Genomic DNA, 13397 nt, shown 5'->3' with positions numbered 1-13397 from the left:
TAGAATATTTTTAATTAACAATAATTTGGTTACTACCATGAAACTAATTGAATGTCACAATCTAAAAACAAGTTACACTGCATCCTCAAATCGTCCCATCCTCAATGGGATTGATTTGGAGATTAGCCAAGGTGAATTTGTAGTTCTCTTGGGTTTAAACGGAGCTGGTAAATCCACCCTCTTGCGATCGCTCATAGGGTTAGCTCCGGTAGTAGGTGGTTCTGTTTACATAAACAATAGACAGATGACAAACGAGACCTTGCCAGAAATTCGTCAAGATATTGGCATGTTATTTCAAGGTGGGGGATTAATTGGGCAGTTATCAGTTTTAGATAATGTGTTATGTGGTCGTTTAGGCAAAAGAAAAACCACCCAAACTTTATTTGGATTTCCTCGTCAGGATCACTTCTTAGCTCAACAATTATTAGCACAACTGGGTTTGAAAGGTAAAATCTATCAAAAAACCAGTCAACTCAGTGGTGGACAGCAACAAAGAGTAGCTATTGCCAGGGCTCTAATTCAATTCCCGCAAATCCTGCTAGCGGATGAACCAATTACCGGTTTAGACATGATGGCTTCTCAACAGGTAATGGAAACCCTGGTGAAACTAAATCGAGAGCAGGGATTAACTATTATTATGGTGCTACATGATTTAGCCATGGCTGCAAAATATGCTGATCGTGCTATAGTTTTGGATGCTGGGCGCATTGTTTATGACGGTAAACCTTATAATTTACCAGAGAAAGTTGCTCAGGTTTCACACTTTTAAACTATGACAAAAACACCTAAACACCCTCTATTTAATCACTACTCTCAGCTTGTTTTTTGGTTAAGGAATATAATTATTCTCTTAGTGGTTGTGGGGGTGTATGTTTGGGCATTGCAGGGGTTAAAAGTTGATTTTGAATTGGTCAAAAACAGTTGGCCCTACGTCATAGATTTTATTGTCAGGTTATTTCCCCCCGATTGGAAGGTTCTGGATATAGCTGTTAGGGCACTAATAGAAACTGTGCAAATGTCTTTGTGGGGTACTTCTATTGGCGCGCTGCTCTCCTTACCAATTGCAGTAGCTAGTGCTAATAATATTGCACCCTTGTGGTTGCAATGGTTAGCCAATCTCCTGCAAAATGCTGTTCGTTCTGTTCCTTCGATTATTTTAGGTTTAATCTTTGTTGCTGCTACGGGTTTGGGATCACCTGCTGGAACCTTAGCACTAGCTATCTACACTATTGGCTATCTTGGGAAATTTTATCAACAAGCTATTGAAGCTGTGGATTCCCGTTCGTTGGAATCTTTACGGGTAATTGGCGCATCAAAGTTACAAATGGTTCAGTATGGCATATTACCTCAAGTGTTACCTTTGGGACTGGGTTATACTCTGTGGATGTTTGAGTATAATATTCGTGCTGCTTCTGTGCTAGGTGTGGTGGGTGCAGGTGGAATTGGGTTTCAGTTAAAGAGTTATATAGACGGTTTTGAGTATAATAAGGCGACTACTATGATGTTAGTATTGTTAGTTGTGGTGACAGTAATTGATATTTTTAGTAGCAAGTTACGTCGTTATCTGGATTCTATCTGATGATTGAATATTCTGCTGCGATCGCCTAAGTGTAGGTTGGGTTGAAGTATGAAACCCAACGCCCGCATGAGTTAACCCATTCTACAAATAATTGTGCCTCCCTACTTAAAAAGACGATTTAATTAGTCTTAATTAGTCGCCCCATAATCGTTGGAAATTACTTGCAGGCGTTCCTAAAAAAGCCAAAAATTGCCTAGTTTGAAGAGGAGGATTAGCACCAGGAAAAATAGTGAGTAATTCTACGTAGCTCTTTCGGCGAACTATATTACCATCTACAGTTTTCCTGTAATGATGAGGATACATTCGATGATAAATTCTGCCAATATTGCCCATACGACCAGTCAAGGTAGAACCGTTGATTGATTGATTCCCTTGATAATTACCATGGAACCAATGCACTGCTAAACTATCATCCTTATCTTCAGCTATACGTCCCCAAATTTGTACATTTTGAGGGTGAAAAGATTCTCTCCATAAACACCTCACATTTTCAGGTGTTATTCCTTTAAACCTTAACCATTCTCCCACAGTTTGACGAACTTTATCAATGGCATTGTTGATATGTGGAATATTATTAACTGGGAAATAATAGTCCTTTGAATCCGGGATGAATTCCCAGTGACAACCAATCATAGGCTTATTTTGATTATCCAAATATTCGGGTAAAAATTCTCTATGATCTATCCGACGAGAGGATTTGCCAAATCCACCAATCAACATACTAAATCGCAGAATAGCTTTTGCCAACATTCTCAATTGCTTTTTATATTCAGGAGAAGGATTTTTCATACAAACAATGGTTAAGGTACCACTTTCTAAATCGTAGGTGGGCATGGTGACATTATTATATCTAAACTCACCCATGACTAAATTTTCCGAATTAAAACTAATCCCTAAATCTCCTACTATGGCTCCATTATTTCCTGCAAATCCTCCCCACAGTTCTTTAGTTAATTGTTCTGCGGTTCTTTCATTGGTCATTCCACTTAATAATCTGAGGGTATGACCACGGAGAGCAGCTTTAAATATATTAGGACGAAATTCACCACTTTTGTCTATTAACTGTGATGCTAAACCTTTGCCCTTTAGTTTAACACTTAATAATTTATTCTGGTTTTGTTCTGGTGCAATAACAGGTTGACCATAACCCGCACTGACTCTAGAACCAATACCCTTTTGTATGGCTTTATCCCAAATCTCCCAAATTGTTTGCCACTCAGTATCATCTAACTCAATATTGCTAGAAATACCAAAAACCAGGGTTGGTTGATATAGGGAAATTTGTAGGAATGCAGAATGACTATGATTATTTTTAACTTGCCATTCTTCTTGAGGGTGAACTATGTCAATTAATTGTTCCTCACGCCAACTATCATCTTTTGGATATGCACCATGAAACCGCAATATACCTGGTTTGGTATCCTGGGTAGTTTGAGTTCCACAATATCTTATACCTTGTTCACGGGTGCAACTTCTTAAAAATGCCCCCTTCATACTAGCACCAGGATAATAGGGAAATCCATTGGCACCAATTACAGGTCTAATAATATCATCATCTTGTCCACTATTGGCAAGAAAACGCCAGGAAATCTCATATTCCTTGGTTCTCACATGAGTCCCAAATTTAGGTAGGTTTGCTACTGCTTCATCCCATTCGTCAACCCATCTTTCTGGCTTTGACCGATCTGCAATATACTGAACCTGTCCCCTTCCATCAACTTGAGCTTGAAACATTAAGGGGACTTCATTACTGTTCATTAAACGTAATTCATTAATCATCATTTTCACCTGCTTTTTTATAGCGTTGAGTCCACCACACTAAGCTATCACAAAATTGTGTTAACACGGTTAAACAAACACGTTGGTCATCAATGGATAGGTTCCATAATCTAGATGCATAGTCTTGTAGTTGTGCGGTGTCATTATTAGTTGGTATTTCTGGTAATTGTACGCCCGCATTCTTCATAATCTGTGTGAATTCTTTCCAGGTAGCCTGCCAATACTTACCTTTTTGTTGGTCATCATCATTCTTTTTACTCAACAGTCGCAGGTGTTCACCGGAAAATCTTTCTAAACCGTAGGCTACGGTGCTACGCATTTTATGGGATTGACCAATCACACCTTTTTTATCTCGATAGATAAGAACTAATTTTTGAGCTTTCTGATCTAAATTATAGGATTTCCAAGTCATAATTTACGCTCCTTTAACTGTTAATTGACAATGACCAAAACCAATGGACTCTAATCCACCCAAATAAATATCTCCCGTGTTACTAGTGCCAAATGCCTGCCATTTTTGTTCACCCTGGATATTGTTTCTAATAGCTATGGGAAATACTAGAATTGTGCCTTCAGGTAAGGCTTCAGTATTGAAAAATCCACCCTTATCTACTACTTTTTGTTCCGATTGCAAACGCACCCGACTTTGGCGATATAATGCCATATCATGGATCATTCCAATATCCCCATCATCTACCACTACTGCTGATTTTTGTTCAAGTTCAGGGAACCATGCTGATAGATCTTCGGTATTATTAATTTCCAAGAATCCTAGGTTAAAAAATATAGTTCTTTTACCTCCTGTAGCTTGTTTGGTCTTAATTATGGTAGAACCTGTATAGGGCCTGGGAACTGATATTTCCCGAAGAAGTTTATTTTGACCATTCTTTTTTATTTCTACCGTGTCACCAGCTATACGTTGGTAACGTTTTAATAAGCGAGGAGAAGTAACCCAAACTATGGGTTGACCTGGACAAAAAACGGGAATCCAAATAATAGAAGCATATTCAAATTTGACAATAGATTCGTTATTTTTATCGTCATCTGCTCCGTTACCATACCAGTGATTTGCCCTTTCTTCTCCTTCTAAAATGCGAGTTTCAGCCCGCAATCTTCCACGAATGGAACTACCGGGAATAATCCCCGTTTGGGTGAACTGGTCACGGAATATGAGGTTCAAATTACCACTTTCTTCTCCTGCAGTTGCACCAACATGAACGGGTGCTAGTGTTTCTATAATGCCATATTGTTTGGTGTACATTTTTTCTTCCTTTAGTTAATTCCCTGAATTTCTACTGGTAAACACAAACCACAGCCTACTTTTTTGAGACTGTAACCTTCGTTAGGAAACCATTTTTCATCCCATTTCCACCACGGTTGATTAATGGGTTCTTTGAGGAGGTAAACGCTACCAGCAGGTACAGCATAACGTCCTCTTCCTAAAGTTCCCTGGGAACGAAAACGATAGGGAACTGCTTTGTCTGTGAGTAATTGCACAACCTGGGGAAAGGGATGACTGTCATCTTCTGGGTGGGGATAACGGTGAGAAATACGGTTGGATCCCCATACTCCCGGTGTCAATAAGGCAAAACTTTTACCAATGGGTTGTTGGAGTAATTCCTTGGTTTTGGGTTGAAGTTTTTTACAGGTTATTTCCACAATGTGATTTTCGCCCCCGAATTTATACCAACCATTATCGATATCATAAGTGGATAAATAGACTAAACAAACATCATCTGGTAGTTGTACGGAGTTTTCTAAAAACAATCCATCGGATTTTTCAACGCGTCTTGCTGAAAACTCAATTTTCGGGTGGAGAAAAGAAACAAATTTCCAAGGATCATTAGCAAGGTTACAAGAATCATTACTAGGTTTACTAGCTTTGACTAGTTCTTTGGTAGGTAATTTCCACGACTCTATGGTTTGCCAATTATAATCTGACTCCAATTTATAGTCTAGCTTCTCCTCTTGTTTATTATCCTGCTTGTTAGGCAAATACCATTCGCCATTTTGGATATTCCACTCTCCCCATTCTTTTTTGCCAATAATTTTATTGCGTGGTATGGGAACAAAAAAGTTCTGTGGATTATCTGACTTTGCCCAAAAGGGCCCAGCTACATACAAATTATCTCTTAATTCTACTTGAGATCGCTTGTTATTGACCTTATTGATGCTAAATATGAGACCCGCCAAAGTAGCAGCTTCAGGGGGGAATTTAGCACCAGAGCGACCTACTAAGTTTTCCGGAGATAAAAATGCCCCCGCACTGCCATACATAAGTCCCAAAGGACTAATACTAATTAAGTAATTGAACATAAATGCCAACCTACTTCTACTAAGTCCGTAATCCAATCAATAATAGCTTTTGCCTTTTCTATGGTATCAGCATCATCACTAAATCCTGATAATTTTTGAGCTAATTCCTCTTGATTTTTATTCATTTGATTGATCAAGGTAGTAACCAAACTTGGTTCAGAATCTTGACTAGGGAAGTAAAGATCTAAAAAATGCAAAGCTGTTACCAAGGCTGTTATTTCAACCAGTTTAGTTTTATTGACATTAGTACGATCATCAATATCAAAAGCACGCCGGGATTTTAAATATGCCAAATCTTGATAAATGTGACTCCAATTTGCTTTTCCTTCTCTGTCTTTGTATTTGGTTAGAATATCCAAATAGTCCCAAGGACAAGTCCACTGAACATACTGACCACTGTTAAATAGTATGCGCATAGTTATCCTATTTCTTCCCCGAGACTTAGCTACTTTTTCAGCTTCCCGACAGTGTTGTAAAACATCTCGCTGAGGCACACTACCTGCTACCCAGACAAAACCAACACTCAATGAAATTTCTTGTTCATGTTTTTTCCATGTATCATTTAAACCCAGCAACCACTCATAAGCAGTTAATGGGGAGACAGAAAGACTAGGATCTTGACTATAAATTACCCCTAAAAAGTCATCACCACCAGCATAAACTACCTTACCTAAATCGAATCCTCGTTCAAAATCTCTACCCCATTGTCGTATAGCTAGGCTGAAATTGTGAATTGCAGTATCAGGATCTTCCATCCTAGCTAGTTTTTGCAAGTGATATCCGACTCTATCACCATCCCCCATAAACCATCCTGTCCACTGACCCTTAAAGGTTTCCGTTGGTTTACGTTGTATTTCTCTAAAATTTGTGAGCGATCGCTCCAAATCAATTCTATGTTGAATTTCGTGCCATGTTATGAGACGTTTAACCAGTTCGGGAATACTGAGTTTTTCATTGACTGCAATAAATTTGCCTTCAGGATTTTCTTCCTTCGTATTGTCACTTAATCTAGCTAATTCAGTATAGAAATTTTCAATTTGTTCTTTTTCCCACCCATAATTCAAAGTTTGAGGATTGCGATGACTTGAGCCCAGGTCAGGGAATGCAATACCATCGGATCCACTTAAACTAGAACTTTCGCCAATCCAATTAACAGCGCTCCAATCGCGGGATAACTTTTTAACTTCTAGGTCAGACATTGCAGCAATAATAGTATCACCAGAGCCTTGGAATACTTCCCATGCGTGGGAACCCCATAAACTCCATTCTCTCTCCCAGTAATATGGACCACAATTGGTAATATTACCCTCTATCCATTCTCGGCAAACTTTTAGTAATTCCTTCCAGGAAGAGAGTATAATACGTTCCGCTGTTTCTTTTGTGAGTTCCCCCTTAATTAGAATACGATTGGGCATTCCCTTGAGAATGTTAGGACTTGCGGGAGAAATTAGCCTTAAATCTGGATCTTGATCCACATGTTTGGCTATTTTTTTACTTAAATAAGATAAAATCAGGGATGCACCATACAAGTCTCGTAGTTTACGGGACTTTTCGATGAAACCTTGTACGGGAGCAAAAGTGACAACACTATACTTACCCATTTTCTCTAACTCGTGTTTGCTTATTCTATATAGTACATACTTAGAAGGTACACTTTTAACAAAAGCTCAGTTTTGTAACAATTCTTGACATATCACAGACTTTCCTCTAGTGGGGAACACCAATTAGGGTAAAGGTTAATGGCTAGAAGTGAGTGCTAGGTAGACTTTCTGACTTACCTCAGCCGTATATGACTATGGCTACAAAACTTGTGTTATATTGTTACATTGCAGTCTTCTATCTCAAAGCAATTTAATCTACGGATTGAAAAAGTTTAATACTTTCCGCTCCCCAGTTTTACACCTTGAGAAAAATCAATAAGGAACTTGATAATTGTGTATATTTCACGTCGCTCTGCCACTCTTAGAAACATTTCTGTTGCCGTTGTTAATGGAATTATCACCTTGGTAATTTTATTGATTGCGCCCTTGGGATTAGCAGCAGTTATTATCAATACAATACTGATAACATTTGCTACTTATTTTGTATCCAATATTGCTGATAGGATAGTATGGTGGTTACAGTCAGAATCGAGGAAAGATATGGAAGCTGGTGGAAACGAATATTCTGCTGTCAAGAAGTCAAATTTACAACGTTGGTGGCGTTAATGCAAACCCTGTATGTTTCTGAGCAAAACTGCTACATTTGCTTGCAAAAAGAGATATTAGTGGTAAAAAGAGGTGAAGTTACACAAGCACAAGTGCAGTTACCCTTATTAGAACAGATACTAATATTTGGTAGTTCCCAGGTAACCACTCAAGTAGTTCGAGCCTGTTTGTTGCGCGACATTCCTATTGCCTATTTATCCAGAATGGGTTACTGCTATGGCAGAATTTTACCAATATCGAGAGGATATCGCCAACTGTCTCGTTATCAACAACAACTTTCTGCTATGGAAAAATTAGTAACAGCGAGGGAGATTATTAAAAGTAAAATAAAGAACAGTAGAGTATTATTGCAAAGACAGAAGAAAAAAACAGCATCTGCTAATTTAGAACGTGTTTTAGAAAGCCTTAATTATTTAGCAGAGCAAACTGCATCAGCTGACAGTTGTGAGAGACTAATGGGGATAGAAGGCGCTGGTGCTGCCCAATATTTTTCAGCTTTTGGGGAATGTCTTAGCAACGAGAATTTTATTTTTTTAGGTCGCAGTCGTCGTCCCCCTGGAAACCAGGTCAACGCCATGTTGAGTTTTGGATATCAAGTGCTTTGGAATCATCTATTGGCACTAATAGAAATTCAAGGTTTAGATCCTTACTATGGTTGTTTGCATCAAGGTCATGATGGTCATCCAGCATTAGCTTCTGATTTAATTGAAGAGTTTCGCTCCCCATTAATAGACTCATTGGTTATGTGGTTAATCAATCGCAATATTTTTGATGTAGGAGCTGATTTTGAGTTTATAAAAGGGGGATGTTATTTAAATAATTCAGGAAGAAAAAAGTTTTTACAAGCTTTTTTGCAAAGAATGACAGAGGAAGTACAAACGGAGGATGGAACTAAACAACCAAAGTGGGACTTACTCACTCAACAGGTAAGAGCTTTTAAGCAGTTTGTTTACAATCCTGCCCATCACTATCGTCCATATAGAATACATTAGTTTTTCTTTACAGCAGAATGTCTTAATTTTATGCTGAATTACATTATAAGTTTATGGTATTATTAAGTGGTACTTCTAATTATGTTTTTATATGTAATTGCCTACGATGTTCCTGATGATAAAAGGCGCAAGAAAGTAGCTGATTTACTAGAAGGTTATGGTCAGCGAGTGCAGTATTCCGTATTTGAGTGTCAACTAAGCACACAGCAATATCGTGATTTGCATTCCCGACTGAAAAAGATTATCAAGTTACAAGAGGATAATATTAGATTTTATCCTTTATCTAAACATACCATTCCTCAAATAGAAGCTTGGGGAGTGGGAGTACCCATAGTGCAATTACCCAATTCTATTATTATCTGAGTATTCATGCTAGGTAAAGTTTTAATCTATATGATATCTGTTTACTTTAGTCTAAGCAAAAATAAAATATACAATAAAATTTTTGTTTTTGAATACTAGTTATTTGAGCATGAATCAGTTATAATGATATAGCTAGATGGGTTAATTAACGATTAGTATTGAGATTATTTATTGAGTATTAATTAAGGGCTAAAGTGATATTAATGACAGTAAATTCAGTGATTAACGAATGAAATGCGAAGGTCAGCAAAAAACGCTGGAATGCCTATTATTTCGTCGGGAACCTCGCAGCCTTGTGGTGTAAGGGTTTCAGCCATTATTTTGAGGGTGGTAGGGGTGAAAAACAGAGAAAATTTGCTGACCTTCGCAAAGTGGGTCTAGACACCAGTCAGGGTAAGGGCTTAAAATGGAGGTCCCCGCTTCCCTCTGGGAAGTGGAATCAATGGAAACTCCTGGGAGAATCGCTCCCAGCAGGAGGAGTACTACGACCCCGCTTCCCTCTGGGAAGTGGAATCAATGGAAACTATAGTATTTGCAATCAAAACAAGACATGAGAAATACCCCGCTTCCCTCTGGGAAGTGGAATCAATGGAAACTAGAACTGCATCTTGTAGTAGACCTTTACTGCAATCAACCCCGCTTCCCTCTGGGAAGTGGAATCAATGGAAACTGAAATTGTTAGATGAAACTAACCTCATACATCCTCCCCGCTTCCCTCTGGGAAGTGGAATCAATGGAAACCTTGAGACATCCCAAGACATGTCAGGGAAGGCTTTCCCCCCCGCTTCCCTCTGGGAAGTGGAATCAATGGAAACGGATCGCTATAGACTGATAGTCTATAGACATTTTAAACCCCGCTTCCCTCTGGGAAGTGGAATCAATGGAAACGTGCGGACTCGTAAGAATACATCTTACAATTAAAACAACCCCGCTTCCCTCTGGGAAGTGGAATCAATGGAAACCTTCGATGAGGTTTAAAGGGATTACTCTAGAAGGTTACCCCGCTTCCCTCTGGGAAGTGGAATCAATGGAAACCCCATCTATAAGGCAGATCCACTGCTCGGGCGTACCCTCCCCGCTTCCCTCTGGGAAGTGGAATCAATGGAAACCCGTGGAACTCTAGTCCCTCGAAGAAACAATAGTTTGCCCCGCTTCCCTCTGGGAAGTGGAATCAATGGAAACCGTATTTATCGTTTATGATACCCATTAAACCTTCTCCCCGCTTCCCTCTGGGAAGTGGAATCAATGGAAACCAGCCAAAGATTTAGGCCCTTGACCATAGTCTCTGAATCCCCGCTTCCCTCTGGGAAGTGGAATCAATGGAAACCTTTTTATCTCCTCTATTTCCAATTCGGTTTGAGTTAGCCCCGCTTCCCTCTGGGAAGTGGAATCAATGGAAACGAGTCTAGTATAACATTTCTCTCCTCTTGAGTTAACCCCGCTTCCCTCTGGGAAGTGGAATCAATGGAAACTCCTCCGTCCTGGGTGGTTGTACCACAGGTGGTTGAACCCCGCTTCCCTCTGGGAAGTGGAATCAATGGAAACTTTCTACTTACGCTTCTTGGTGGATTAGACAAGCTATACCCCCGCTTCCCTCTGGGAAGTGGAATCAATGGAAACGTCCGTTTGAATAATTGTTCCATTGGGATAAACCCAATGCCCCGCTTCCCTCTGGGAAGTGGAATCAATGGAAACTTTTAAATGTATGGTATTGTTTTGAGAAAGAAGAGAACCCCGCTTCCCTCTGGGAAGTGGAATCAATGGAAACTTTCAGTAACGAGGAGACCCCCGTTTACATATTCGTCCCCGCTTCCCTCTGGGAAGTGGAATCAATGGAAACCATCTTGTACATTTATCAGTAGCTCCCTACTACCCAGACCCCGCTTCCCTCTGGGAAGTGGAATCAATGGAAACTCAAAGAGCATTAAAACAAGAATTATCACATCCCACCCCGCTTCCCTCTGGGAAGTGGAATCAATGGAAACTCCTAATTCATACTCACTTGTGTAGAAGTTGCTGAACTCCCCGCTTCCCTCTGGGAAGTGGAATCAATGGAAACCATCTTGTACATTTATCAGTAGCTCCCTACTACCCAGACCCCGCTTCCCTCTGGGAAGTGGAATCAATGGAAACTTACGATGATATTCTCTCTTCCCACGTCGAGGAGTATGGGTCCCCGCTTCCCTCTGGGAAGTGGAATCAATGGAAACTGACATTACCCACCGCATTACCCAACGAAGTATTAGAACCCCGCTTCCCTCTGGGAAGTGGAATCAATGGAAACGTAGATAGATTGCCAAGGGCCAGAGCGAACAAAAATATAACCCCGCTTCCCTCTGGGAAGTGGAATCAATGGAAACTTTCGCTAGTACCTAACGGTTTCAATAGGCGTATAAAATACCCCCCGCTTCCCTCTGGGAAGTGGAATCAATGGAAACCAAAATGATCTTTGAGATCCTGATAGTACCATCGAGGCCCCGCTTCCCTCTGGGAAGTGGAATCAATGGAAACTACCTTAGCTAGGTAGTGAAACCTCATCCGGTCTTTATTTACCCCGCTTCCCTCTGGGAAGTGGAATCAATGGAAACCTTCCTTCTCTTCCTCTTCTGCATATGGATTAAAATTCCCCGCTTCCCTCTGGGAAGTGGAATCAATGGAAACTTGAACGTTCTTGCTAAAACCTTCACGACCTTCTTTCCCCGCTTCCCTCTGGGAAGTGGAATCAATGGAAACATGAGTTCTACTGGAGCGGGCAGGGGTTCTATATCCCCCCGCTTCCCTCTGGGAAGTGGAATCAATGGAAACGTAGCCTTGATTTCTCGACCAAAGAAACCGCTGTATCCCCGCTTCCCTCTGGGAAGTGGAATCAATGGAAACCTCCTGATTTTTTTCTGCTGTCATTTTTTAAATCCTCCCCGCTTCCCTCTGGGAAGTGGAATCAATGGAAACCGTGGGTGATGGAGAGTAGAGCCTCTTGGCCCTCGGTGCCCCGCTTCCCTCTGGGAAGTGGAATCAATGGAAACATCTTTTTTACAGGTAACTTAAAGTGTAAGGCGCGCGGCTCCCCGCTTCCCTCTGGGAAGTGGAATCAATGGAAACTTCATAACTAACTGCGGGTCAGAAGTCTTGGAAAGCTGTTCCCCGCTTCCCTCTGGGAAGTGGAATCAATGGAAACGCCTTAATCTCCTACAAAAAATCATTTACACTGTTAATCTCCCCGCTTCCCTCTGGGAAGTGGAATCAATAGAAACGCATTGTCTTTAGGTAATTATTGCCACGAGCAATAAAAAGCATCTTTCTATTTTTATTGATGCTAGGGAATGGGGAGAAATTTAAAATATGAGAGCGATCGCCTACAATAAGCTATAAGATCGCACCTCCTCAACTCCCCAAACAGCGATTATTCATTTTTATTAAACTGGTACGTCTGACTCCTTCTGCGCTAAAATATCGTTAGTTCAAGGAATTGGCTATGAAAATAAAAGCAATTATTTGGGAAGAAGACGGTGTATGGTGTGGTTCTGTACCAGCTTTACCAGGATGTCATACCTGGGGTGAAAGTTACGAACATTTATTAGAAATGTTGAAAGATGCTGTTCAAGGTTGGTTAGAAGTTGCTAGTCAGCAAGAAGAAGTTGAACCACAAAAACAGTTAATTGAGTTATCTTTATGAAATCCGTTTCTGGTAAGTCTCTGTGTAAGATTGTTGAACGCTATGGATGGAATCTAAAAAGGATTACAGGTAGTCATCATATCTATGTTAGGGAAGGTATGAGTGTGATTCTTTCTATACCTGTTCATGGAAATCGTGATCTACCTACGGGTACACTGAAAAGTATTTTGAAAGATGCTGGTTTGATTGAAGAAGATTTAGACTAATTTCGCCAACGCACTCCCTCCTTGTAAAGTCTCTTCTCTTTGCATCTGCTCTTTATAAAACAACTCATTCAAAACTACTGATATAGCTTATTAATCCCATCCGCCATTAACTTAATTTGTTCCCGAATCTCCAATGGTTGTACAACCTTAACTTTATCTCCAAAACCAATAATCCAACGTCTGAGGTCTATATCCTCAATACTCCAACAGGGTAAAGTCAGTTGGCAACAATAAGGATACTTAGAATCTTCTGTTAGTGGTAAAACAAATATCGTCTCCCCT

Annotated in this window: 12 protein-coding genes, 1 pseudogene and 1 CRISPR repeat array; of the genes and pseudogenes, 7 read left to right on the top strand and 6 right to left on the bottom strand. The window is 40.1% G+C overall.

Going from position 1 to position 13397, the window contains the following annotated elements; translation table 11 throughout:
* The first annotated feature begins 37 nt into the window (after window positions 1-37).
* Window positions 38-769 (top strand): phosphonate ABC transporter ATP-binding protein, encoded by a 732-nt coding sequence (locus ASL19_RS00065; RefSeq protein WP_057176797.1) that lies wholly within the window; start codon window positions 38-40, stop codon window positions 767-769.
* 3 nt (window positions 770-772) lie between these two features.
* Window positions 773-1579 (top strand): phosphonate ABC transporter, permease protein PhnE, encoded by an 807-nt coding sequence (gene phnE, locus ASL19_RS00060; protein WP_057176796.1) that lies wholly within the window; start codon window positions 773-775, stop codon window positions 1577-1579.
* A 132-nt stretch (window positions 1580-1711) separates the two neighbouring features.
* Here phnE and ASL19_RS00055 read toward each other — a convergent pair whose 3' ends face one another.
* The 5 genes from ASL19_RS00055 to ASL19_RS00035 are packed head-to-tail and all read right to left on the bottom strand — an operon-like array spanning window position 1712 to window position 7275.
* Window positions 1712-3358: a hypothetical protein gene (locus ASL19_RS00055; protein WP_057176795.1), complete on the bottom strand. Its 1647-nt coding sequence runs from the start codon at window positions 3356-3358 to the stop codon at window positions 1712-1714.
* Complete coding sequence (locus tag ASL19_RS00050) at window positions 3351-3770, bottom strand: hypothetical protein (RefSeq protein ID WP_057176794.1); 420 nt, start codon at window positions 3768-3770, stop codon at window positions 3351-3353. Before ASL19_RS00050 ends, ASL19_RS00055 begins: the two co-directional genes overlap by 8 nt.
* Window positions 3771-3773: 3 nt before the next feature.
* On the bottom strand, window positions 3774-4619 hold the full coding sequence (gene cmr4 / locus ASL19_RS00045) for a type III-B CRISPR module RAMP protein Cmr4 (protein WP_057176793.1): 846 nt from the start codon (window positions 4617-4619) through the stop codon (window positions 3774-3776).
* Window positions 4620-4630: 11 nt separating this feature from the next.
* Window positions 4631-5674 (bottom strand): type III-B CRISPR module-associated Cmr3 family protein, encoded by a 1044-nt coding sequence (locus tag ASL19_RS00040; protein ID WP_057176792.1) that lies wholly within the window; start codon window positions 5672-5674, stop codon window positions 4631-4633.
* Entirely contained in the window at window positions 5659-7275 is a 1617-nt protein-coding gene (locus tag ASL19_RS00035; RefSeq protein ID WP_057176791.1) for a type III-B CRISPR-associated protein Cas10/Cmr2, read from the bottom strand. Before ASL19_RS00035 ends, ASL19_RS00040 begins: the two co-directional genes overlap by 16 nt.
* A gap of 333 nt (window positions 7276-7608) precedes the next feature.
* Between ASL19_RS00035 and csx18 the strand changes: the two genes are divergently transcribed.
* The 5 genes from csx18 (at window position 7609) to ASL19_RS00010 (ending at window position 13115) form a co-directional block, all read left to right on the top strand.
* Complete coding sequence (csx18, locus tag ASL19_RS00030) at window positions 7609-7881, top strand: CRISPR-associated protein Csx18 (protein WP_057176790.1); 273 nt, start codon at window positions 7609-7611, stop codon at window positions 7879-7881.
* Window positions 7881-8873, top strand: a complete 993-nt coding sequence (cas1, locus tag ASL19_RS00025) for a CRISPR-associated endonuclease Cas1 (protein ID WP_057176789.1) — start codon at window positions 7881-7883, stop codon at window positions 8871-8873. The genes csx18 and cas1 overlap by 1 nt, the downstream gene beginning before the upstream one ends.
* 81 nt (window positions 8874-8954) lie before the next feature.
* Window positions 8955-9236 carry a CRISPR-associated endonuclease Cas2 gene (gene cas2, locus ASL19_RS00020; protein WP_006277913.1) on the top strand — a complete coding sequence of 94 codons (282 nt, stop codon included), beginning with the start codon at window positions 8955-8957 and terminating at the stop codon, window positions 9234-9236.
* 414 nt (window positions 9237-9650) lie between these two features.
* A CRISPR array of direct repeats spans window positions 9651-12487; the repeat unit is 36 nt; unit sequence CCCCGCTTCCCTCTGGGAAGTGGAATCAATGGAAAC.
* Between the two features lie 221 nt (window positions 12488-12708).
* Complete coding sequence (locus ASL19_RS00015; RefSeq protein WP_006278807.1) at window positions 12709-12909, top strand: type II toxin-antitoxin system HicB family antitoxin; 201 nt, start codon at window positions 12709-12711, stop codon at window positions 12907-12909.
* Complete coding sequence (locus ASL19_RS00010) at window positions 12906-13115, top strand: type II toxin-antitoxin system HicA family toxin (RefSeq protein ID WP_006278808.1); 210 nt, start codon at window positions 12906-12908, stop codon at window positions 13113-13115. The genes ASL19_RS00015 and ASL19_RS00010 overlap by 4 nt, the downstream gene beginning before the upstream one ends.
* A 74-nt stretch (window positions 13116-13189) precedes the next feature.
* Here ASL19_RS00010 and ASL19_RS00005 read toward each other — a convergent pair.
* A pseudogene (locus ASL19_RS00005) lies at window positions 13190-13397 on the bottom strand (WYL domain-containing protein); the annotation flags it as partial.

Origin of the sequence: Cylindrospermopsis sp. CR12, from assembly GCF_001432185.1 — a bacterium.
GTDB classification, from domain to species: Bacteria; Cyanobacteriota; Cyanobacteriia; order Cyanobacteriales; family Nostocaceae; genus Raphidiopsis; species Raphidiopsis raciborskii.
The sequence above is the reverse complement of the archived record's forward strand: the minus strand, read 5'-3'. Positions and strand labels throughout refer to the sequence as shown.

Bases quoted from the DNA above. Each gene is read 5' to 3' on its own strand.
- ASL19_RS00065 (WP_057176797.1), top strand. From the start codon at position 38: ATGAAACTAATTGAATGTCACAATCTAAAAACAAGTTACACTGCATCC.
- phnE (WP_057176796.1), top strand. From the start codon at position 773: ATGACAAAAACACCTAAACACCCTCTATTTAATCACTACTCTCAGCTT.
- ASL19_RS00055 (WP_057176795.1), bottom strand. From the start codon at position 3,358: ATGATTAATGAATTACGTTTAATGAACAGTAATGAAGTCCCCTTAATG.
- ASL19_RS00050 (WP_057176794.1), bottom strand. From the start codon at position 3,770: ATGACTTGGAAATCCTATAATTTAGATCAGAAAGCTCAAAAATTAGTT.
- cmr4 (WP_057176793.1), bottom strand. From the start codon at position 4,619: ATGTACACCAAACAATATGGCATTATAGAAACACTAGCACCCGTTCAT.
- ASL19_RS00040 (WP_057176792.1), bottom strand. From the start codon at position 5,674: ATGTTCAATTACTTAATTAGTATTAGTCCTTTGGGACTTATGTATGGC.
- ASL19_RS00035 (WP_057176791.1), bottom strand. From the start codon at position 7,275: ATGGGTAAGTATAGTGTTGTCACTTTTGCTCCCGTACAAGGTTTCATC.
- cas1 (WP_057176789.1), top strand. From the start codon at position 7,881: ATGCAAACCCTGTATGTTTCTGAGCAAAACTGCTACATTTGCTTGCAA.
- cas2 (WP_006277913.1), top strand. From the start codon at position 8,955: ATGTTTTTATATGTAATTGCCTACGATGTTCCTGATGATAAAAGGCGC.
- ASL19_RS00015 (WP_006278807.1), top strand. From the start codon at position 12,709: ATGAAAATAAAAGCAATTATTTGGGAAGAAGACGGTGTATGGTGTGGT.
- ASL19_RS00010 (WP_006278808.1), top strand. From the start codon at position 12,906: ATGAAATCCGTTTCTGGTAAGTCTCTGTGTAAGATTGTTGAACGCTAT.